At 37.8% G+C, this 23,132-nt stretch carries 18 protein-coding genes; 13 read left to right on the top strand and 5 right to left on the bottom strand.

What is annotated here, in order from left to right; genetic code table 11:
• Window positions 1-156: 156 nt before the first annotated feature.
• A complete protein-coding gene (locus BIV59_RS14520) occupies window positions 157-1,761 on the bottom strand; it encodes a HAMP domain-containing sensor histidine kinase (RefSeq protein ID WP_071352191.1) in 1,605 nt (534 codons plus the stop codon).
• Window positions 1,751-2,467: a response regulator transcription factor gene (locus BIV59_RS14515; RefSeq protein ID WP_071352190.1), complete on the bottom strand. Its 717-nt coding sequence runs from the start codon at window positions 2,465-2,467 to the stop codon at window positions 1,751-1,753. Before BIV59_RS14515 ends, BIV59_RS14520 begins: the two co-directional genes overlap by 11 nt.
• Window positions 2,468-3,187: 720 nt before the next feature.
• Between BIV59_RS14515 and BIV59_RS14510 the strand changes: the two genes are divergently transcribed.
• From BIV59_RS14510 to BIV59_RS14490, 5 genes are all read left to right on the top strand, one after another.
• A complete protein-coding gene (locus tag BIV59_RS14510) occupies window positions 3,188-4,351 on the top strand; it encodes an MGDG synthase family glycosyltransferase (protein WP_240501913.1) in 1,164 nt (387 codons plus the stop codon).
• Window positions 4,352-4,366: 15 nt separating this feature from the next.
• On the top strand, window positions 4,367-5,065 hold the full coding sequence (locus tag BIV59_RS14505) for a polysaccharide deacetylase family protein (protein WP_139194380.1): 699 nt from the start codon (window positions 4,367-4,369) through the stop codon (window positions 5,063-5,065).
• Window positions 5,066-5,193: 128 nt separating this feature from the next.
• On the top strand, window positions 5,194-5,784 hold the full coding sequence (gene uptA, locus BIV59_RS14500; RefSeq protein ID WP_071352188.1) for an undecaprenyl phosphate transporter UptA: 591 nt from the start codon (window positions 5,194-5,196) through the stop codon (window positions 5,782-5,784).
• A gap of 284 nt (window positions 5,785-6,068) precedes the next feature.
• On the top strand, window positions 6,069-7,547 hold the full coding sequence (locus tag BIV59_RS14495; RefSeq protein WP_071352187.1) for a sensor histidine kinase: 1,479 nt from the start codon (window positions 6,069-6,071) through the stop codon (window positions 7,545-7,547).
• On the top strand, window positions 7,525-8,211 hold the full coding sequence (locus BIV59_RS14490; RefSeq protein WP_071352186.1) for a response regulator transcription factor: 687 nt from the start codon (window positions 7,525-7,527) through the stop codon (window positions 8,209-8,211). Before BIV59_RS14495 ends, BIV59_RS14490 begins: the two co-directional genes overlap by 23 nt.
• Window positions 8,212-9,103: 892 nt before the next feature.
• Here BIV59_RS14490 and BIV59_RS14485 read toward each other — a convergent pair.
• Window positions 9,104-10,612 carry a COG4705 family protein gene (locus tag BIV59_RS14485; RefSeq protein WP_071352185.1) on the bottom strand — a complete coding sequence of 503 codons (1,509 nt, stop codon included), beginning with the start codon at window positions 10,610-10,612 and terminating at the stop codon, window positions 9,104-9,106.
• An 83-nt stretch (window positions 10,613-10,695) separates the two neighbouring features.
• Window positions 10,696-11,496, bottom strand: coding sequence for a COG4705 family protein (locus tag BIV59_RS14480; RefSeq protein WP_071352184.1), 801 nt, complete (start codon window positions 11,494-11,496; stop codon window positions 10,696-10,698).
• A 617-nt stretch (window positions 11,497-12,113) separates the two neighbouring features.
• Between BIV59_RS14480 and BIV59_RS14475 the strand changes: the two genes are divergently transcribed.
• The 8 genes from BIV59_RS14475 to BIV59_RS14435 all read left to right on the top strand — a co-directional run bounded on the left by BIV59_RS14475 (window position 12,114) and on the right by BIV59_RS14435 (window position 20,781).
• A complete protein-coding gene (locus BIV59_RS14475; protein ID WP_071352183.1) occupies window positions 12,114-12,563 on the top strand; it encodes an SRPBCC family protein in 450 nt (149 codons plus the stop codon).
• An 831-nt stretch (window positions 12,564-13,394) separates the two neighbouring features.
• Window positions 13,395-14,258: an aminoglycoside phosphotransferase family protein gene (locus BIV59_RS14465; RefSeq protein WP_071352181.1), complete on the top strand. Its 864-nt coding sequence runs from the start codon at window positions 13,395-13,397 to the stop codon at window positions 14,256-14,258.
• Between the two features lie 617 nt (window positions 14,259-14,875).
• On the top strand, window positions 14,876-16,369 hold the full coding sequence (locus BIV59_RS14460) for a DHA2 family efflux MFS transporter permease subunit (protein ID WP_071352210.1): 1,494 nt from the start codon (window positions 14,876-14,878) through the stop codon (window positions 16,367-16,369).
• A gap of 383 nt (window positions 16,370-16,752) precedes the next feature.
• Complete coding sequence (locus tag BIV59_RS14455) at window positions 16,753-17,544, top strand: SGNH/GDSL hydrolase family protein (RefSeq protein ID WP_071352180.1); 792 nt, start codon at window positions 16,753-16,755, stop codon at window positions 17,542-17,544.
• Window positions 17,541-18,458: an ABC transporter ATP-binding protein gene (locus BIV59_RS14450; RefSeq protein WP_071352179.1), complete on the top strand. Its 918-nt coding sequence runs from the start codon at window positions 17,541-17,543 to the stop codon at window positions 18,456-18,458. Before BIV59_RS14455 ends, BIV59_RS14450 begins: the two co-directional genes overlap by 4 nt.
• Entirely contained in the window at window positions 18,451-19,431 is a 981-nt protein-coding gene (locus BIV59_RS14445; protein ID WP_071352178.1) for an ABC transporter permease, read from the top strand. The genes BIV59_RS14450 and BIV59_RS14445 overlap by 8 nt, the downstream gene beginning before the upstream one ends.
• 305 nt (window positions 19,432-19,736) lie before the next feature.
• Window positions 19,737-20,576 carry an MBL fold metallo-hydrolase gene (locus tag BIV59_RS14440; RefSeq protein WP_240501912.1) on the top strand — a complete coding sequence of 280 codons (840 nt, stop codon included), beginning with the start codon at window positions 19,737-19,739 and terminating at the stop codon, window positions 20,574-20,576.
• 19 nt (window positions 20,577-20,595) lie between these two features.
• On the top strand, window positions 20,596-20,781 hold the full coding sequence (locus BIV59_RS14435) for a YozQ family protein (protein ID WP_071352177.1): 186 nt from the start codon (window positions 20,596-20,598) through the stop codon (window positions 20,779-20,781).
• Window positions 20,782-20,834: 53 nt separating this feature from the next.
• On the opposite strand, the gene BIV59_RS14430 is transcribed toward BIV59_RS14435, so the two are convergent.
• Entirely contained in the window at window positions 20,835-22,817 is a 1,983-nt protein-coding gene (locus BIV59_RS14430; protein ID WP_071352176.1) for a S9 family peptidase, read from the bottom strand.
• Between the last annotated feature and the right edge of the window lie 315 nt (window positions 22,818-23,132).

The raw sequence follows: 23,132 nt of genomic DNA, 5'->3' as shown, positions 1-23,132 counted from the left end.
AATAGCATTAAGAGGTGGTCACCTTTTACATCAGCAGAGTGGTAAACTTTTAGGTTAGCTTTTACACTCAGTTTGGTGTTTGTTGTAAAGATATATTTTTTCTATTAAGTTTTGCAGTATATAAAAAGATTATTTGCTGCTTATTATGTTTGCTATTTAATGAAAAGGTAAATTAATGGTTACCTGAATTAAATTATTTTTATATTCAGCATGGATTGTCCTGCCATGAAGTTCAATTATACCCTTTGTTATCGAAAGCCCGAGTCCTGCTCCTGACTTATTAGATGTGCGCGCCTTATCTACTCGATAAAACCGTTCAAATAATCTTTCTACTTCCTTTTCCGAAATGGAGTCACATGGATTTGATACCGCAATTTGTACATAATTATTGTTTTTGCTCATCTGAACATGAATTGTTCCGGGGTAGGTACTGTATTTTATCGCATTACTAAAAACATTTTCCACTGCCCGAACCATTTGATCAGGATCGATATCTATCATTATGGGCTCACTTGGAAGTTCTTCTATAAACCTTACATTATACTCTTTTGCAATTGGGACAAGTTCCTCCATTAATTGTCTAAGCATTTGATTTAGACTCACTTTTTCTTTTTTTAGTTGAACTCCCTTATTAGCTAATCGGGTAAAATCGAACAAATCCTCTACTAACTTTTTTAATTGTTCTGATTTTCCATAAGAAATATCTACGTAGTCATCTAATTGCGTCTGATTGTGATATTGCCGATCCTTCACTAATCTCAGATAACCCATAATGGAAGTAAGGGGGGTTCGTAAATCATGTGAGACATTTGTAATCAGTTCGTCTTTCAATTTTTCATTCTGTCTTTGCTTTTCAATCATTGCGTTCAATTCATACGCCATGTAATTAATGTTAGATGCAAGTGAACCAAGTTCATCCATACTCTTCTGCCGGATCCTATAGTGTAAATTCCCCTTTGCTACTTCCATTAATCCTTGCGCAATTTCCTCAATTTCCTTCATTTTTCGCTGTGTAATCAAATAAAAACAAATAATAAAGATAATTAGACCAAGAATATAAGGAGTAACTCCTGTTTCATTCGTATAAAACACTGTAGATTTAGGAATACCTGTTACTATTAGGTAATATTTTCCACCGGATAAATTGATTGGATATATTTTTGTAATAGTAGGGGGTTTTTCATTTTCCTTTCCTGCAAATTTTTTTTTGGCGTTTACTTTCACAGCTTGAAGATTTATTTTGGTATCGCTTACTCCTTTAGATTTATTGAGAACTGCTCCATCTCGATTGGTAAGAACTACCTTAAGATTTTTTGGCTGGTTAGGACTATTAATTAAAAACTTAATTAAATCACTTCTTGTTAAATGATAGATAGAATGTTCATCAGTTGTAACAGATAGCCAATCTTTGCTTTCTCTGGATTTTGGGAGAGAAGAGTTTAGAAACTTATCTTTGAATACCTGGTTTTCATTCCCCAATTCAATGATAAGGTCGTTTATATCTTGATCCATCTGTTGAAATTGTCTTTCTAATTCTGTGGCTCTTTCATCGATTGAAATAATCCCTTCCGTGTAATCAAGATGGCGATCAGTATTTACGAAAAAGGGGCTAGAGGCAAAACCAACAAGGGTGGATACAAGAATACAAATAGCAAATGCCAAAATTACTTGTACCCTAATACTTGTTCTTATAGGTTGAATCAGTTTTTTTAAAAATCCACCTTTTTTGGGAGACTGGTGAGTCTCTATTTTATTGTTCAAATTTATAGCCGACCCCCCAAACAGTTTTTATATAACGTGGTTTCCGTGGATTATTTTCTAGTTTTTCACGCAAATTCCGAATATGAACCATTACTGTATTTTCTGATTCATAAAACGGCTCATTCCATACTTGTTCATAAATTTTTTCAGAACTAAACACGACATCCGGGTTTCTGGCTAATAGCTCTAATATGGCAAATTCCCTTGGGGTTAACTTTATTTCACTCCCTTCAACCAAGACTTTATGGGTAGTAACATTTATCGATAGATCATCTATCGTAATGGCATCCATTTGGTTGATATTATTTAATTGGGAGTACCCATCCGTTTGGTTCAGCCGGAGATACCGACGAAGCTGTGACTTAATACGTGCTACTAATTCTAATGGTTGAAATGGCTTTGTTACATAATCATCCGCACCGGTAGTCAAACCCATAATTTTATCCATATCTTGTGATTTTGCCGAAAGCATAATAATAGGAACATTCCTGCTTTCCCTGATTTTCATACATGCTTGAATTCCATCTAAATGCGGCATCATTATGTCTAATACGACTAAATGAATGGTATTCTCTTCAAGATATTTCAATCCCTCTATTCCATCACCCGCTTTAAGAACCTGGTAACCCTCGTTTGTAAGATAGATACCAATTAAATCTCGAATTTCCTTTTCATCATCAATAATTAGAATGGCTTCCCCGGACATATAAACTCTCCTTTCTAATGCTTAAATTTTACTCCATCCCTCTTAAGAAAAAATAGTAGAAAATCTGAAGATTTTCTGAAGTTCTTCGCAGAGTATTAAGAAAATCTTTAGATAAACCATTATTTTTCCTTAAGAACTTTTTTGTAAGATACTTATAGGCCAACAAGGGAGGCAAAAAAATTGAAAGAAAATTGCCGGCACAAAGGCCTGCTTTTGCTTTTTGCTAAGTATACCAGGTCTTATGTGAATTTATCCGTATATCAATACACCATATCAGGGTGACCATATATTAACAACTAGTTTAAACAAATCGATTCCGTTTAAAAAGGTATGTTGTTCCATACACGGCTTAGTTCTTGTATATATTCTTAACATAAATATACCTCTGTTATAAGGATGGGGCCTTGGCGTTTAATAATTATTGATATGTTCCCTGTTGTATCACATGTTTTTTTAAAAAAACAGAATCCTGATGCCTATTATAACGAAGGATGATTTGATATCAGAAACTCTTCAGATATTCATAGTATTGATCATCCATATCATGTATTAATGTCATGAGCAGCTAATTATTAATTAGAGCTTTTCGTTATGATTCTGGATCTTATTGGTTAAGTTCATAATTAAAGATGCGGACAACATATATAGTTGGCTATTTTTACTATACTGCAGAACACCAGGGTTCTTAAACTGTTTAGACGTCATTAGGAGATGAAATCAATGAGAAAAAAAGTATTAATTTTGACAGGGAATTATGGTGAGGGTCATACTCAAGTAGCTCAGGCTCTAAATGACGCCATAAATATTCGTTTTCCTGAATTAAAACCTGTAATATGCGATTTAATGGAATCCGTTCATCCGCATTTCAATCAAGTTAGCCGTTTTTTATTTTTACAAGGTGTGAAAAAATTCCCAATGATCTATGGATATTTGTTCCAAAAAACACGAAGAATGAATCCCTTAACGAAAATCATGAAAACTATGTTCTCTTCAGGCGTTGGAGGGACACTTAAATTAATTGAAGAAATACAGCCAACGGTAATAGTCAGTACATTTCCATTGGCAGCAGCGGTCATGTCGAAAATAAAAGAATATGGAGTAACAAACATTCCCACAGTAACGATTATTACAGATCATACTGATCATAGCTGCTGGATTTATCCCCATACAGATCAATATATTGTTGGTTCAAATGAGGTTCGGAATTTATTGATACAATTAGGTGTAAAGGAGGAACGGATTGCGGATACAGGGATTCCGATTCGTCCGCAATTCTCTCAGGAATGTAAACGAGAAGAAATTACTGAAAAGTATGGATTAATGCCTAACATGCCAACGGTATTAGTGATGGGTGGAGGATTGGGGCTAATTGGTAATGGGAATGCCATTATTAAGAAGCTGGAAGCTTTGCCGCAGCCAGTACAATTTGTTTTTGTTTGCGGTCATAATAATAAACTTTTTATGCAATTGAAGGAAAGATTAAAGGGTTCAAAGCATTGCTATCATCTTACTGGTTATATTCATTATGTTCATGAATTAATGGCGATTTCGAATCTCATGATCACCAAACCGGGAGGAGTCACAACATTTGAAGCAATTGCGATGGAATTGCCTATGCTTTTATACAAACCGATTCCTGGCCAGGAACAGGACAATGTTAAGTTTCTAGTACATTCAGGAGTAGCAATTGACGCAGAAAACTATTCAGATTTAACTGAAGGATTATCAGACTTACTTAATCATCCAGAACGATTACAGGAAATGAGGGAAAATTCAAAAAAGTTCCATCCGAAAGAATCATCATTTGCATCTTTAGATGTGATTGTAAATACAATAGCGGAAAATAATAGTTTACTAGAATATTCTTATTCAATTGGTTCATAAGGAAGTGAGAGGGAGGTGAATCTATTGATAAAACTTATCCTGTTTCTAGTGCTGTTATTAATGATCTACTGGTTTATCCCGTATTTCCTTACTAGAATACTTAGTATTGGTGTAATAAAGCAAAAAAGACACTCAGCAAAGTTAGCTTTTACATTTGACGATGGTCCCAATCCGATTTATACCCCCCAGCTTTTGAACTTATTAAAATTAAATCATATTAAAGCAACTTTTTTTGTTGTAGGTTATAAAGCGGAACAGTACCCAGAATTAATCGAAAGAATGCATGCAGAGGGGCATTTAATAGGGCTTCACAATTACGTTCACAAATCCAACTGGCTGCTGGATCCTTGGACGATTCGGTGTCATTTAGAGAAAAGTGCATCCATGATTGAAAAGATAACAGGCGAAAGGCCCATTTATTATCGTCCTCCTTGGGGATTAATGAATGTATTTGATTTTTTTCTGCTGACAAGGTATAAGATCGTTCTATGGTCTGTTATGGCGGATGATTGGCGCAGTAGGGGAGGAAGTGAAAAAATCAAAAAGAGGCTGCTTGATAATATAAAAAACGGAAGTGTCATTCTCCTGCATGATTGCGGAAAAACATTTGGTGCAGATGAGGATGCCCCGACTTACACAATACAAGCTTTAAAAGAGGTTTTTAGAGAAATTTCAAACACAGAGTTGGATTGTGTTCGAATTGACGAATTATAAGTGAAGTTAAAAATAATTGAATCAGTTTATAGGATTTAAACCTTGGTGAAAATTAAACAAGTAATATCGGTTCTATTTACTGTAATAAAACGGAAAATCGGAAGAAAAAGCAGAAAGGGTTGTGTTTTATGTCGGGCTTCATACAAACTGTATTCGATTGGCTGTCACAACTAGGTTATTTAGGTATTACACTTGGTCTTATGGTAGAAGTAATTCCTAGTGAGATAGTTTTAGCATATGGGGGTTATTTAATTTCCATTGGAAAAATCTCATTTTTAGGTGCTGTTTTGGCAGGTGCAATAGGCGGTATTATAGCACAATGGTTTCTATATTGGATTGGAAGATATGGAGGAAGACCATTTATTGAAAAATATGGGAAATACTTATTTATTCGTTCTTCACATATTGAAATAGCTGAGCAGTGGTTTTATAAATACGGTGCTGGAGTTATTTTTACAGCGAGATTTATCCCGGTTGTAAGACACGCTATTTCAATTCCAGCAGGGATTGCGAAAATGTCGTTTGCAAAATTCAGCTTCTACACCATTCTTGCCATTATACCTTGGTCTATATTATTTATTTACCTCGGAACGACCCTTGGAACAAAATGGGAGCAAATTAATCATGCTGCAGCACCATATGTAACACCAGCCATTATTGCTGCAGTAATCCTAACCGTTATTTACCTCGTAATCAATTGGAAAAAAAGAAGAAAATAACCCTATGGGAATTTATCGTTAAATTGAATGCATTTCTTCTCTATAAGCAAAATCTATTTGATTAGAGATTTTTATGTTCATGGATTGCTTCATAATTATCCTTCATGGCTGCCATGTTGCTCGTTTTTTTTAAACAGGGCATAGCCATTTTATAGCGGCTAGATGAATAGCAGCGTTATTATAACAATCTTGGAGAAAAAGCTTTATTCACTATTATTTGTACCTTGTCCTTTGGGATTGGTTATATTTCTGCAGAAAGAATTTAACTAGAAAGCAGTGAAAAGATGTCTATTCGTCTTAGACTTGTAATATCCTATCTTGCCATGATTTTTATCCCGATTGTTTTTGTTGTTATTTCAGCTTTATTAGTAGCACTGCTTTTTAAAGGAGATATTAAGGAGCTGAAGGATTTCTATTTACCCCCGGAACAACAACATGGAATTTCAAAAATAGATCAATTATATATTGATTTGCATGTGAAAACATTAACAAATCCGGGACAGTTTTCAAATCAGGAGTATTTAAGGCAAGTTGATAGAGAATTAAGAAAAACAGATGGACAGAGGCTTATCGTACGAAAGGGAAAAAACATTATTTTTCATTCGGATTCATTAAAAAGTGTAGAAAAAAATGAACTCGCTTTGTTCGGAATATCTGGTGATGTTGACCCAGTTGAAATAATCGATCATCAAGTAGTCACAATAAAAAAACTTGATTTCTTTTACCCTGATAATACGGAGGGATCCCTGTTTTTTGTTACGGACGCTAACAGCCTTGCGCAATTTGTTCGTTCATCTTTCCCGATTTTATTTGCCGGTCTAATTATCATCTTACTAATTACAAATGGATTGCTTACTTTTTTCGTTTCTAAAAGCATCCTTGTACCCATTAGAGCATTGCAAAAAGCGGCGCAGCAGATGGAAGAAGGGAACCTGAATGTTCAAATAAAACCTCTGTCTAGAGATGAATTAGGTCAGTTAGCCCAGGGTTTTGAGAAAATGAGAATTAAATTAAAAGAATCGATTGAAAAGCAGATTGAATATGAAGAAAACAGGAAAGAGCTAGTGGCAAATATATCACATGATCTTAAAACACCGATAACAACGATTAAAGGCTATGTTGAAGGGATTCAGGATGGTGTAGCAAATAACCCGGAAAAAATAAATCGTTACCTTCAGACGATTTATTCAAAATCCGTCGATTTGGATCATATGATTGACGAGCTTTTCTTATATTCGAAATTAGATTTAAATCGTCTTCCATTTCACTTTGAAGAAATCTATTTTGAGAAGTATCTCGAGGATTATGTCGAAGAACTTCGATTCGAAGTCGAGGAAATCAATGTGCAAGTGGAACTGATAATTGAAAAAAATGGGAATTATTTAATAAATGGAGATTGGGAACGCTTAAAGCGGGTCATTACCAATATTGTAGAAAATTCCTTGAAGTATATCAATAAAGAAGACAAGAAGCTTTCATTTCACCTTTCCGCTACAGATTCCCAACTTCTTTTTTCATTGGAAGATAACGGACCAGGGATTGAGGAGGAGAATCTGCCGTTCATCTTTGATCGATTTTACCGCGAAGATTTAGCTAGGGGAACAGAAAAAGGCGGCAGCGGCCTTGGATTATCTATTGCAAAAAGAATAATAGAAGAACACCACGGTACTATATGGGCAGAAAGCAAAAAAGGGAAGGGAACGACGATTATATTTACATTAGAAAAAGCGGGTGTGGAAAGTGAAACGGATTTTAATAATTGAAGATGATAAAAGCATTGCAGAACTGGAACGTGATTACTTAGAAATAGGGGGTTTTTCAGTGGAGATTGCTTTAACAGGCCAGGATGGACTAGATCTTGCCTTAAAGGATGAAATTGATTTAGTATTACTCGATCTTATGCTTCCTGGTGTGGGCGGCTTTGAAATTTGTAAGGCAATCCGAATCGAGAAAGATATCCCTGTTCTTTTGGTATCAGCAAAAAAAGAGGATATTGATAAAATACGCGGATTCGGATTAGGCGCCGATGATTATATTGTTAAGCCATTTAGTCCTTCTGAGCTTGTCGCAAGAGTCAAGGCACATCTTTCCCGATATGACCGGCTCATTGGCAGGGATTTGTTGAGTGACAGTATTATGGTTCGTGGTTTAAGAATTGATCAGGATTCAAGAAGGGTATTTGTTAACAGTGATGAAATGATTTTAACCACGAAGGAGTTTGATCTTCTGACATTTTTAGCCCTTCATCCGAACCGTGTTTTCAGTAAAGAGCAATTATTTGAAAGTTTGTGGGGCTTTGATTCAATAGGTGATGTCTCCACAGTGACCGTTCATATTCGGAAAATTCGCGAAAAAATTGAATTGGATTCTTCTTTTCCTCAATACATTGAAACGATTAGGGGAGCAGGCTACAGATTTAAAGGATAAGTTAATACAACTGCTTCTAATGAAGGCTATATATATTTTGGAGAAGCAGCTGCAGGTGTACATGGGGAGATTGCTCAATCATTTGTATTAGATGGAAGTGGAAATGGATAAGAGAATAGCCATTTATCAATCGCAGCAAGGGCCGATCGTTCTTATTTACCTGAACTAGAAAAGGCGATAGCCCGCTTCCTATATATCTTCAATATAATTTAAGTGTTTATCACTACAATAATAAATGAAAGAAGGACAAGAGGACAACTTTTGTCCTTTTTGCTATTTTTGTAAATAGAGCACTATTTGATTTATTTTAGAGTTTATAAAGGAAGAAAAGCTGCAAAAGGGGACCAAGCAGATATTAATTTAAACATATAAAATGTCTATAGTACACTTTCTGTTAAATCAGGTTTAGTTGAGGTTCATTGTAGCACTGATACGGTATAGAAGAAAATAGCTAAAGGGTGCATAGCTCAAAAAGGATCGGTGCTTCGGGTTCCTATTTGTTTGATGAGGGCGGATATTCTTAAAGGAAAAAGAATACCATACATTATAAATGAAGATATGGTGATAGATGGGATGACCGAAAAAACTGCTTCCCTTACTACCTTGAAGATATTGAAAATCCTAAAATTAATAGTCCGTTAGTATTTAAGAAGTAAAGGCTGATACCGTAGCCCTGGGGTTGTTCCGTTTTTCCACTGACAAGATAGTGCAGGAGACACTCGGTTGATTATCCAGGGTTAAAAAAAATTTCCATCAAATTTCTCTTTTGCACTAACCGGGCGGAGTTTAACAGGTGTAATAGAGGAGGCTCTTTCTCTTGTATCACTAACGAAGCACAGTTTAATCTGAGTTCTATTTAAAAAGGAACCGTGAATAGCGGTTCCTAAGATTATTATTTGTTTGCTGCGTTTATAGTACTAATTGAGTTGATAAGTGCTTTTTTACACTTGTTTTTATCAGGATTCGATGAACGGACTGCTGCTAATACAACATCAATTGTTCCATCAATTTTAGTCCATGCAGCGCCATCGATTTTTCGAAGCTTAGGTTCTTCTGTATCCCACTGATTTTCCAAAGTATCAGCGCTTTTTTTTGCTGAAGAAAAGTCGTTTTTGTTTACAGCGTTTAGCATATCATTTTCGATTTTCACAAAATTGTTTAACTGTCCAGATAATGTAGTTTGTGAAGCACCAGATTTTGATGTTGATTTATTTGCAGTTTTTAAGACACTAAGTGAATGAGTAAGTGCTGTTTTGCTTTTATTAACATCAGGTTTTGAGGAACGAACCGCTGCCAGCACAGAATCAATGGTTCCATCAATTTTTGTCCATGTAGTGCTATCAATGCTTCTAAGCTTAGGTTCTTGTGTATCCCACTGATTTTCCAAATGGTCAGCGTCTTTTTTTGCCGAAGAAAAGTTGTTTTTATTTACTGCATTTAGCATATCATTTTCAATTTTAATAAAATCATTTAATTGACCAGCTAATGTAGCTTGCTCTTTTGCACCTTGTGAAGCAAGATTATTACTGCGCCAGTTATAACCGCCTATACCAGCAACTAAGAAAATCACGAGTACAACAATCGTTTGTGTTCGTACATGTTTCTTATTTTGGTCTGTTTCCTCTATATCACTTGCAGCATTCGTATCAATTTTTGAAACTGCAAGGAAAATGATGATTGCTAATATAGCGATAAGAAAAATCACACTCGTAAAGGTTGTTCCGAGCCCTAATCCGCCATTTACTTTTGATTGAGACAGGTAATCTCCAATTGATGCTCCAAGCGGACGAGTCAAAATATATGCAATCCAGAAAGCTAATACTCCGTCAAGGTTCAAAATTTTATATGCTAAGTACACAAGAGCAATAATAATAACAACGCCTATTCCTGTGTAAAGATAACCAAAACCAAGTTGTTCGGAGTATAAATCTCCGACCGCTGTTCCAAGTGCAAAGGTGAAAAGGATCGTAAGCCAGTAGAAAACCTCTCTTTTTCTAGTGAAAATCGAGTGAATCGATAAGGTTTTTTCACTAAGATACCATAAGAGAAAAGTCAGTCCCAGCAGCACTGAGAAAACGGCAGTGCTGACCTCAAGCGGTACACCCATATTGTCTGTCAAATTATCTGTTACCAATGTTCCAAATACGCTTATTAAAACAACTGTTATCCAGTAAATCACTGGAACATACTTGTGTACTTTAAATTGGAAAAACAAGGCGATAAAAAATGCAGCTCCCATAATAATGGTAGTAACAGTTAAGCCAAGTCCAATGTTGAAATTGATAAAATCAGCAAATGTTTCACCAACAGTTGTACATAAAATTTTGATGATCCAAAAGAAAATTGTCACTTGTGGAACTTTATTAAGTAAAATTTTCATTTTATTTTGATTTTCCTGCATATATAGTTTCCTTTCTTTAAAGTGGTTTCCCACAGTATCCTTTTATTCTCACTTAGCATTACCATCCAGGGTACAGCGTATTATTAAGATGCTCTTTCCTTTTCATCGTTAAATTCCACACTTTTTGCGGGTGAGCCTCCCCGAAAGTGGACTAGGAGGATAATAAAAATCAGTAAAACAAAGCTGACTATACCTTTGTCTATACCAAGACCACCGTGACTATGAGACGCTGCTAACCAATCCGAGAACGAGGCACCAACGGGACGCGTCATGATATAAGCGAACCAGAAAGCAAAAATTTCATTAAGACCAAATAATCGGTAACCTAGAGCCGGAATAACAAGCAAGACAGTAAATAATAAACCGGAAGACAAGTAGCCGAGGTGCATGCTTGATGCGGTCATATCTCCTGCTGCGGTACCAAGTGCGAATGTAACCAGTACGGTGAGCCAGTAAAAGACCTCGCGGCGCCGGGTGAAAATGCTGTGTACAGACAACGTTTTTTCTTTCGAAAACCAAGCTAATAGAACAGCGGAGAGAGCCGCAATAAAGAAAATGGTGGAAGCGATGTAGGGTATGCCCAGTCCGACACGAACCACGTCTGCAGCCATTGTGCCAAAAATACTAACCATAATGACAACTAACCAGTAAACCTTTGGTATATATCTTCGTACTTTGAACTGTAATATCATTGCTGCTGCAATAATTAGAATACTTAGCGGTGCCGAAATTAACGGATTTAGATTCTCGAATAAATAATCGGATGCTACTTCACCCATTCCAGTAGTCAGTAGCTTAGTAATCCAAAAGTAGAGTGTAATTTCTGGAACTTTAGCAAACATTCCTTTTGCCAGAATCATGGTGTCCGGTAAAGATTTGTTCATTTTTTAAGGACCTTCTTCCAATAAATTTCAATGCCAAAGACGTTAATATAGCTTCAAAACTTTCTGATGAAAACATGTCATCAGAAAGTACGCCTAGTGTAGCTATACATATCGCAAAACCTTAATAAGCCTTCTGATAAGTGTTTAATATTTGTAGACTTAAAGGTATTAGCATTTTTGTTTGTTCTGAAACGACTAAGTTTTTTTAAAATGAATGAATCTCCTTTTATCAAGTATATTGTTTCTAAGTGTTTTTCAACTCTTATACATTAGAGATGACGCTTCTCTACTATATTACAAATTGGTCAGCTAGTTATTAAGCCTCAATTAAAATAAACTTAAATTTCTATTAAGTATAGGCGGCATTTTATAATTGAAACATCTATTGAAAAACTGTAACTCAAGGATCCAGATAAATATAAGTATGTGCAGGTTCCTTTATGAAACTAATAATGTAGATCTACCCTTGCAATATTTAAGAAACTGCAAATAGTAAATTAATAAGTTATTAGTGAGAAATCTTACTTAGATAAAGTGGGGAAAAAAGAGGGTTTTTTTAACTTTTGGATAATTTTATATTTGTCTGCAATAAAACTAAATGACATGGAGGGAAAGTTATGAAACCTGTCCATATACCGGATTTTTCAGCAAGGCCGTTTAATCTAACGGTAGTGCGGACAATGAATGCACAGCCAAATGTCCTTTTCGAAGCGTGGACAAACCAGTTTGACCGTTGGTTTGCGGCGCCTGGAAGCGTAATTATGCGGGGGGAAGTCAACACAGCCTTCTTTTTTGAAACTGAATTTGAAGATAAACGTTATCCTCATTACGGCAGATTTTTAAAGCTTGAGCAAAACAGCCTTATTGAAATCACTTGGGTCACTGGAGCAGGAGGAACAAAAGGAGCGGAGACGGTTGTTACTGTTAAGCTTGAGCCATACGGCAACGGCACGAAGTTGTTTTTAACACATTCAGGATTTCCAGACGAAGAATCCAGGAATCAGCATAAACAAGCATGGCCATTAGTGCTTGAACAGTTGGACAGGAGAATGTTGGAACCCTTGTGAAAAGTAAAAATGATAGAGGCTATGCAGGTGAAATATTCATTAGTTTATACAGTTAAATGAGAGTTTAAAGCAATAAATTTGCAGGTGGGACATGTTTTTTTGGATGATCAAGAAGCAGTACCTGCCAGATTGAAAATGGAGGTCAATGCACCTTTACCTTGTATTATTTAATTTATATTCAAAATATCTAAACTATAACCTTTGTTTCCATACGTTGATAGCTCAATGTGGGGTATGGAAAGTGGCTGTAAATAAGAATGTCCAAAGTGGCATTTAAGACCATAATGGAATATTAGACTTTGATAAAGCATTGCATCAAAAAATATTTTTGAATGTTTTGGAGGCATTCGGATATTCTGAAAGTGTTACTAATCCTTTTTGGCTTGGCGGAATGGGGTATTAGGAAAGATAGCTGCTGAATGTGTGTTTGATAATGATAAAATAAATGAAGTAACTGGATATACTGAGAACTCTTGGTATGCAGCGCTGCCTGTTAAAGATATTTATATCTCCGAAAAAAGGCCAAAGATAATTCGAAAATTATTAAAGTGTTGTGTGAAGATGTCTAAATATCGTTATTTAGCTTATTAATGATTAATGCCTGCAGCCGGTATCATACATTGCTGATTTCTGCACTTTTTTGATGGAGGGCAGAACGCTTGACTCCCTGAGTCTAGCGTCTGAAGCAGAATTTATACAGAGTCTATTTTTTTATTGTGCTAAAGAGGTTAATGGAAAAAAATGCTGTATAGGGTTTGTTTAAAAGAAATAGTATTTCAATATTCCTCTAACTAACAAGGATTTGATTTATTACAAAGGAGGGTAAGTTTGATGTTGAATCGTGTTATTCAACAATTTGGACTTCAGGTACAATCAATTAACGAGGTTGAGGATTCCCATAGTTCAACAGTTTATAAATGTACATTGTCTAATGGTGAAAATGTTTTTTTGAAAATCCCATATACAAAATTGAAGTGTCAGCGGGAGGCAGAAGCCTATGATATTTTAAAAGGAAGGATTTCCATTCCTGATATGCTGGGGTATTGGTCTGGTGATGAAGAATGTCCAGGTGCTTTTTTATTATCTGAATTAAAAGGAAAACCGCTGTCAGTAATGGCTACACCGCTAGCCGCGTTTCAAGTTGGGGTCCTTCAAGCTGAGATGCATACTATCAGTCCGGTTGCAGGAAAAATGTTAAGTGCCATACAAAATGAATTTGCAGACTGGTCTAATTTTATTGAAAAACAATTTTATAGCTTTGCCGAGGATGTAAGTCTCGTTTTGGATGCGCATTTATACCAAAAGTCCATTGAAAAATTCGAGAAAATGAAGAATCAGCTTCCCGTTCCGGATGGACCAAGCTTCGTACATATGGATTTTCGTCCAGCTAACATAATTGTTGATGATAACAGAGTTTCAGGACTTATCGATTTCGAGAGTGTAAGGTTTGGTTCAACAGAAATGGATTTCACCAAATTATACCGGGATTTTCTGCGCTTTGATTCCTCCTTGTATAACGCCTATCGGGATGGCTATAACAGTATCAGACCATTGATTGATTTAGAAAGTGTATTGCCTTTTTATCGATTTATGGATGCCTTCAATAGTATAGGATGGTGTAAGCGCCGCGGAATTAAGAAAAATACGTTATTTTTAGAAGAAAATGTAGCGAGTTTAAAAAAATTCATCCATTAATTCAGGTGAGTACACAGCATTCTTCTTCATCAGTAAGTCATACTGATAGTTTCAAAAATGATGCAATGTATTAAAGTGATGGTGAGTTGCTAACTTAAGGAACACTACGAAATTAAGAGTGAACTCGCCAATCTGTTCACTCTTTCCAGAAAACGATCCAACCTGCAAGGGCTCTCATCAATGGCTTTTTGAGATAAACCTTCTTTTGGGAGGTGTAAATAACAGAAAACTCAAACAATTAAAATTAACATAGATAATAATAAAAATGCATGACATTCATAAAAATCTTGTGAATTTCTCTTGTATTTGAATAATTATGAAGTATAGTTTATATATCTGCAATTTTCCTTTTTGTTATGCTTGAAATTGCTGAAGTGAAACAAGATGCTGATGATTTTATGTCTGCGGCAGAATGAAAATAATTTTTTTTTGAATAACATGTCGAGACTCGAGCACATAACTTTGATTTTGCAGTATTTTCTTTTATAATAAAATCTTCACTTCGAAATATGTGTATACCAAAGATACAGGCTTTCTAGATGTGCCTTTATAGGTGTTAAGAGATGCGGATAGCAAAAAATGTTGTGATAAATTTAAATAGAGGAGAAATATCATCAATGATTATTCAGGAAAAAGAAAGAAGCAAAAATAGTGTAACCCCTATTTTTGCTGTTATGCTTGCTGGTGCGGTTATTGCGTTTTTGAATCAAACGTTAATTAATATTGCCTTGCCGCAGCTAATGACACATTTTCACGTAGTGGCAGCTACTGCAAATTGGCTGACTACTATTTTTATGCTTGTTAACGGAATCGTCATTCCAATCACTGCTTATTTAATGGAACGTTTTACAACAAGACAGCTTTACCTTGCATCTATGGGTCTTTTTGCTTTAGGCACGCTGCTGTGCGGAATTGCTCCATATTTCTCTGTACTGCTGGTCGGACGTGTAGTACAGGCTGCTGGAGCCGGCATTTTATTTCCTCTTATCACGAATGTTATTTTTACATTGTTTCCTCCTGAACGAAGGGGATTTGCTATGGGGATTTTCGGTGTGGCTATGAACTTTGCGCCTGCTGTCGGCCCCACTCTTTCTGGATGGATCATTCAGAATTATTCTTGGCGTGTGTTATTTTTCGTTATTTTCCCTTTTGCTTTTCTTAATTTCATTGCCGCGATTTTCTTGGTAAAGAATGTGTCTGTAACGAGCAGGCCGAAGCTTGATAGATTAGGTGTCGCTTTATCCACAATAGGATTTGGCGGTGTACTTTACGCCTTTGCAACAGGCGGGACAAAAGGCTGGACAGATTCAGAAGTCCTTTTCATGTTCCTTGCAGGTGCTATAAGTTTGGCCCTATTTGTGTGGAGACAGTTCAGGGTAAACCATCCTATCCTTGAATTCCGGATATTCCGTTATCCCATTTTTACACTGACAACCATCATCAATGTAATAGTAACGATGGCAATGTTTTCAGGGATGATTTTAATGCCGATTTATATGCAGAGTGTACGCGGATTTACACCGCTGCAATCAGGCTTAATGCTGCTTCCGGGCGGTATTGTTATGGGAATCATGTCACCTATAACTGGAAGGCTTTTTGATAAATTCGGTGCGAAATGGCTTGCTGTTTCCGGTTTAGCGATAACGATCGTTACCACTTATGCACTCACACAGCTTGAAGTGACCACCACTTTTTCCTACGTTGTAACGATTTATACAATCAGGATGTTCGGAATGTCCATATTAATGATGCCGATATTCACAGCGGGGTTAAATGAATTGGCGCTTACTCTTAATAAATATGGAACAGCTCTTGTTAACACGTTAAGAATGGTCGCTGGTGCTGTCGGTATGGCTTTCTTTGTGTCTATCATGACGAATCAGGGAACAAAGCATGTTACTGAAATCGTGAGCAGGCAGCATATACTGCCAGCCGATAAAGCCCATTTTGCTCTTGCAGCCAGAGAGGGTGCTGTTATGGGTATAAATGATGCATTTATGATTGCTACCTGGCTGACAGTTGCAGCTTTTGTTCTTGCGTTTTTTATCCGCCGTACAGAACCGAAGGAAGACACGATTACCAATCGCCGGAAACTCTCCGCCAAAGGTTAACAAGAAAGATGTAAGTGATATTTTGTGCCACAGAAAAACTGTTAATTAGCTGGTGTCTTGGCAGAATTAAATACAACAAAGCCGTACTTATTTGAAATAAAGTACGGCTTTTTCATGTTCTAAAAGCTTTTGCTGCTTGTTTTGCCCCGCCAGCTTTTTGGATAGTTTGCTGCATAAATGTTCCATGGCACCACACTCCCATTCACTATCCCGGGAAGGATGAGAGTAACAATTGCCATACAGGAGTGATTTCGCTATGAAGAAATAAACATAGGATCATACCCATTTATGGCACATTAAGAGAAGCCATTTTTTTTAATTTCAATAAAGATTATGTTTTAATGGAATAAAGTGAAAAATTGAGAGGGTGACCAAATATTAGCATGAATAAAGTGCGGATCATGACAATCCTTTCCTCGTGTATAGCTGTTTTGTTCCTGGTTTGCTTTGGGTGGGCCATGAAGGATTATTACGGCAAGCATAAAAATGGATCGTTAGATAAACCGAAGATTTCTGCAAGCGTACCAACAAGCGATAAAAATAGCATGGACATAGTGGCTCTGGGAGATTCACTGACACGGGGAACCGGTGATGATTCAGGGAAGGGCTACGTTGGAATAGTCACAGATAAACTGAAAAAGAAATTTAAAACAAACGTCATTGTCCATAATCTCGGCATAAACGGCCAAACCTCTGTCCAGCTTGCAAAACAAGTAAAACAGGAAGAAGTTAAGCGCCAGCTTGCCGGGACAGATACGGTTATGATTACGATAGGAGGAAATGATCTGTTTCAGGGCGGCAAGACACTTTCTGATCTGGCTCCAAAAAATATTAAAGCCATCCAGACGGGGTATCTAAAAAATCTGAAATCCATATTGACAGATATCCGTTCTGATAATAAGGAAGTTACGGTTTTCGTAATCGGTTTGTATAATCCTTTTATCGGCCTTCAGGACAGCAAGCTGACCAGTGCCATTGTAAGAGATTGGAATTACCAGGCTTCTGAGCTGTGTGCTGGATATTCCAAGGTTGTTTTTATTCCAGTTTTTGATTTGTTTCAGCTCTCTATTAATGACTATTTATATAGTGATAAATTTCACCCAAATCAGGCCGGTTATCAATTAATCGCAGAACGTATTGCCCCTATGATTAAGTGGGAGGGGAATAAACCATGAGCACAATTACACTTTCAGTGAAAAACTTGAAAAAGACAATCGGCAAGCATGAGATCATTAAAGGAGTAAGCTTTCAATTATTGGAGGGCGAGGTATTCGGTTTTCTTGGCCCGAACGGGGCTGGAAAGACCACGACAATAAGGATGCTGGTAGGATTGATAAAGCCTACCTCAGGAAGCATAGAAATCTGCGGATATAATGTAAAAAGACAATTTACGAAAGCCATGGAGCAAATGGGATGTATCGTAGAAAATCCTGAACTATATCCTTACTTATCGGGCTGGGATAATTTGCTTCATTTTGCCAGAATGCTTCCCGGTATAGGCGAAGAGCGTATCCGGGAGGTCACAGAGCTGGTTGAATTAACGGACAGAATTCATGATAGGGTCAAAACCTACTCATTAGGCATGCGGCAAAGGCTTGGTATTGCGCAGGCTTTGCTGAATTCTCCTAAGGTCTTAATCTTGGATGAGCCTACTAATGGATTGGATCCAGCAGGAATCAGGGAAATGCGGCTGTTTATCAGGGCCCTTGCGAAAAAGGAAGGACTGAGCGTACTGGTTTCAAGCCATCTGCTCAGTGAAATTCAGCTGCTTTGCGACAGGGTTGCCATCATATCCCAAGGAGAAATAATTAAGGAAGACACTGTAGGGAACTTGCTTCATGCACAGGAAAAAATGAACTGGCGCCTCATTCCGCATGAAAAAGGAAAAGAAGTCTTAGAACAGCTGACAGAGGTGTCTGATACAGAAGATGGTCATCTTTCTACTTCTTTTCATGAAAAAGAAGTGCCGTTTTGGAATGAAAAATTGCTGCAGCAGGGAGTTAAAGTGATTGAGATGAACCGCAAACTGCCTTCACTTGAGGATCTTTTCCTTGAAATGACTGCAGGGGGAGGGCTTGGCCATGGATAAGCTTGTCCAAAACGAAATGCTGAAGCTGCTTGCCAGAAAACGTTTAGTCATTATAGGAATCATCATCGGTGTGCTAGTTTTATTATTTACCTATGCCCAATACAAGCAATCAGAATCTCAGCGGGAAAAACTTGGAACCAAAGATTGGCGTACAGCCCTGCAGCAGCAAATCGTTGATACCCAAAACAGATTAAGCTCAAGCAGGCTTTCTGATGACTGGAGAAAGCAGCTGCAGATTAGCCTTAAACAGGAACAATATTATCTTGATCATGATATCAACCCAACAGAGCCAGGGGCAGTATCATTCACCAGGATGTTTATTGAAAATGCCAGTGATTTGTTTATTCCCCTGCTTGTCATGATTATAGCGAGTGATATGGTTTCTTCTGAACACAGCCTTGGTTCCATTAAATTGCTGCTTACCAGACCAGTTAAGCGATGGAGGATTTTATTGAGCAAATATATTACTTTATTGCTCTCTGCTTCCGTTATAGTGGCCATGGCGGCGCTGCTTGCGTATGTGCTGTCAGGAATCGTGTTCAGTTATGCAGGCTGGAATGCACCGGTAATTACAGGTTTCAGTGTCAAAGCCGGAAATCTGGATACTAGCCAGGTACGCCTGATAAGCCAGTGGAAATTTCTTCTGATGGATATGGGGCTTGTCTGGTTCGTGGCCGTTGTGGTTGGCACACTTTCTTTCATGCTTTCAGTGCTCATCAGAAGTACGGCAGCCGGCATGGGAGTTATGCTTGCCGCACTTATCTCAGGCGCCATCCTTTCAAATATGGTCTCATCTTGGCAGTCTGCGAAATATTTATTTATGGTTAACATGAAATTAACGAATTACTTAAATGGCGTTTCCCCTCCTATTAACGGAATGACCTTATTGTCCTCGATGGCAGTGCTTTTGATATGGTGGGCCATTGCTTTAATTGTATCCTTTACGGTTTTTACCAGAAAGGATGTATATTGATTTGTTCATGTATACTGATTTTTGGAAAATGTGTATGGGGGATTAATGGCAGAACCTCCTCAAAGCAGACCTAAAGTTGTTAGAAGGATTTGCGAACGGTCCAGCATTTGCCTGAGCGGTATCCAGCAAACAGATTTAACAGGGCAAAATTTTAATGATTAAACGAAACAGCTTCATATGCAAATATGAAGCTGTTTTAAATTTGCTGAGTAAAAAACCCTGAAAAAGGGTAAAAAAAGGGGAAGAAACATAAAAATTTCGTAAAGAACAATACTAACAAAAATGAATTGGGGAGGGCCATCATCTTGGATGATCATCATTTAAGCGGAAAGAAGCTGCCAGTCACTTCTGTCACAAGCGGCGATGGAAAATTTGTAACAGAAGATATTTATTACTTTAATATTCAGATTGTCAATATTTGTTTTATAGGAAAACCGGCCGAGAATCAAGAGTGGGTGCTCGTGGATGCAGGGATGCCAGGTTCTGGCCAAAAAATTATAAAAGAAGCGGAAGAGGTATATGGAAAAGGCAACCCTCCAGCTGCCATTATCCTGACTCACGGGCACTTTGACCATATCGGTTCCATTGTTGATTTAATTGAATACTGGGATGCCCCTGTTTATGCACATAAATTGGAGCTTCCATTTTTAACTGGGCAAATGGATTATCCGGAACCAGACTCCTCCGTTGAAGGAGGGATGGTTGCCAAAATGTCGAGACTGTTTCCAAATGAGGGCATTGATCTCGATAATCATGTTTTACAGCTTCCTGAGGATGGAAGTGTACCGGGATTGCCCGGATGGAAATGGATTTGGACTCCTGGGCATTCACCTGGACATATTTCTCTTTTTCGTGAAAGTGACAGGTCATTAATCGCTGGAGATGCTTTCGTCACAGTTAAACAGGAAAATCTGTATAAGGTGATCACTCAGGAAAAAGAAATCAGCGGTCCGCCCCGCTACCTTACAACAGATTGGGCAGCAGCTAAAGCTTCTGTGCTGAAATTAGAGCAGCTAAAACCTTTTGCTGCCATGACTGGACATGGACGGCCGATGATCGGCACTGAGCTTGAGGAAAACCTGGCCAGGCTGGCAAGAGATTTTGATATCATTGCTGTTCCTGATTATGGAAAATTTGTGGATTGAGAATAAGGAGGGAATCCATATGGAAAAAAATAATAAAAAGCAGCAAAACAGCACATCTGAAATTGCGGGCAAGCATTTTGAGGTTGAAGACTATAAAAAGGATGATCAGCTATCAAGCGGGCTTGCTGAAACTCATGAACAAGTAAGCGACGATTATATGGCGGGAACCATTGATCAGGAAGCCAAAAGAGGAAAAGAGCAATAAAGCTGTTTCTCATGTATGAAAAAGGGCAGAAAATTTTCTGCCCTTTTTGGTTTTTAGAGATATTTTTTAAACCAGTCACGAATTTGCTGTACATGCTGCAGCTTCATTTTTGGAGCACCGCTTCTGGATACTTCATGTGTCTGATCAGGGAATGATACCAGTACAGCTTCTTTCTTTTGCCTTTTGAGTGCAACGTAAAATTGCTCGGATTGCTCAATCGGGCATCGGAAATCCTTTTCACCGTGAAGCAAGAGCAGGGGAGTGGTTACATGTTTGGCATATTTAAGAGGCGAGTGATGCCACAGTTTTTCCGGATCATCCAGAATATCTCCGCCAACTTCCCATTCTGTAAAGTAATAGCCGATATCACTCACACCATAGAAACTCAGCCAATTGGATATACAGCGCTGGGTGACAGCTGCTTTGAAACGGTCAGTATGGCCGACAATCCAGTTTGTCATGAAGCCTCCATAGCTGCCTCCAGTCACACCAAGCCTCTTTGAGTCTATAAAGTCATATGTTGAGAGTGCATAATCCACTGCAGCCATTAAGTCCACGTAATCCATTCCGCCATAATCGCCGCGGACTGCATTCACGAATTCCTGCCCATATCCATGGCTTCCGCGCGGATTTGTGAAAAGTACAGCATATCCTTCAGAAACTAGCGACTGAAATTCATGAAAGTAGCTATTTGCATACATGGCATGCGGTCCTCCATGTATTTCAAGAATCATTGGATATTTTTTTCCTTCCTGAAAATTAACCGGCTTCATCATCCATCCATGAATATCGAGGCCGTCAGCTGATTGAAATACGATTGGTTCTGCTTTTGAAAGAAAGCGATCCTTCAGAAATGGCTCATTAACGAAGGTGATTTGTTCTTTTTCACCAGTGGAAAGATTATAGGTAAATAAATCTCCCGGCTGGTCAGGAAGAGATATGGCTACAGCTGCATGGTGTGTTTCAGGGTTGATGGATAGTCCGTAAACATGCTGAGATTCAAGGATGGAAGGATACATGGCTCCTTCAATCGTTCCATAATATACACCTGTGTTTCCATGATCGCTTATTAAAAAGTAAAAGCCTGCGCTGTCTTTGGTCCACATTAATCCAGGGTCTGTGGCGCCTATCTGGAAATCGCCTATTGCCACATCCCCAACTTCTACATCCCATCCATCGGTCAGGCAGGCAAAAGAATGATCTTCTGTATGAAAAAGCCAAATTTTGTCCAGTGTCGCCCCTTTATACTCCGCTTCATGTCCCTGCATAATAAGATATCGGCTATCAGGAGACCATTTGGCGCCGTAAAAAACACCTCTGCCGTTTGTTACATTCTCCTTCTCCTTAGTTGCTACTTCCATGATGAATACATCGGAAATATAGCGATAATCGCGGTCTTCCGCTTCATCTGTATGATAAACCACTTTTGAGCCATCAGGAGACCAGCCGCTTGGATGGTAATCCCTGTTTCCTTCTGTAAGAAGCTGAAATTCTTTTGTTTGGACATTCACAATCACTAGCTGCTGAAATACCTGGTTTAGATAGCCTTTTCCATCTGCTTTGTATTTAATAGAATTATATATTAAACCTTCGCTTCGATCATCCTTGTCTTCTTTATCATGTACTGATTCTAGCGATTCTCCCGGTTTTAAACCGCAGCCAGTAAGGAGAAGGGCAGAGTCAGGAGACCATATCGGGGAGGACGCACCGTATGTGAAATCTGTCAGCTGCTTTGCTTCACCGCCATAAGTACTCATAAGAAAAATTTGATTTTTTCCTGTCCGGCTGGATAGAAAAGCAAGGCTTTGTCCATCGGGAGACCACCGGGGAGAGGAGTGCCTGAAATTACCGAAAGTCCATTGAACCGTTTTTCTAGACAAAAGGCTATAAACAAACAGATTAGAAATATATTTATCTGTTTTTTCATCTATGCTTGTCTGTATATAGGCAATAAGACTTCCATCAGGAGAAAGCTGTGGATCTGTTACCGATTTTAACTGATATAAATCTTCTGCTGTAATACCTTTTTTGTACATGCATTTCATCTCCTAATAAATCTTTATCGTTACTATTTCGACAGCAAAAATATCAATACCTTTTTTAATGCGGGTTTTTCTGAAAGCAAGCCAGAAATGCATTGTATAAACATAGAAAAACCAGCCATATGGCTGGTCAGGCTGTCGACATAGCCGAAAGCTGTTTTTGTATAGAGTTTAGCAATCATATTTCGTGGTTCTTTTTTTTGGAAATACAACTAAAATATGCTAATAAAAAAAGGCTGTTTTCGTAAACTTTGTTGCTATGGAACAAAGGGTTGATTTCCACACCAGGATGCTCGCTTTCCGTGGGGC

It is taken from the genome of Bacillus sp. MUM 13, from assembly GCF_001866725.1.
GTDB lineage: Bacteria > Bacillota > Bacilli > Bacillales > DSM-1321 > Peribacillus.
The sequence above is the reverse complement of the archived record's forward strand: the minus strand, read 5'-3'. Positions and strand labels throughout refer to the sequence as shown.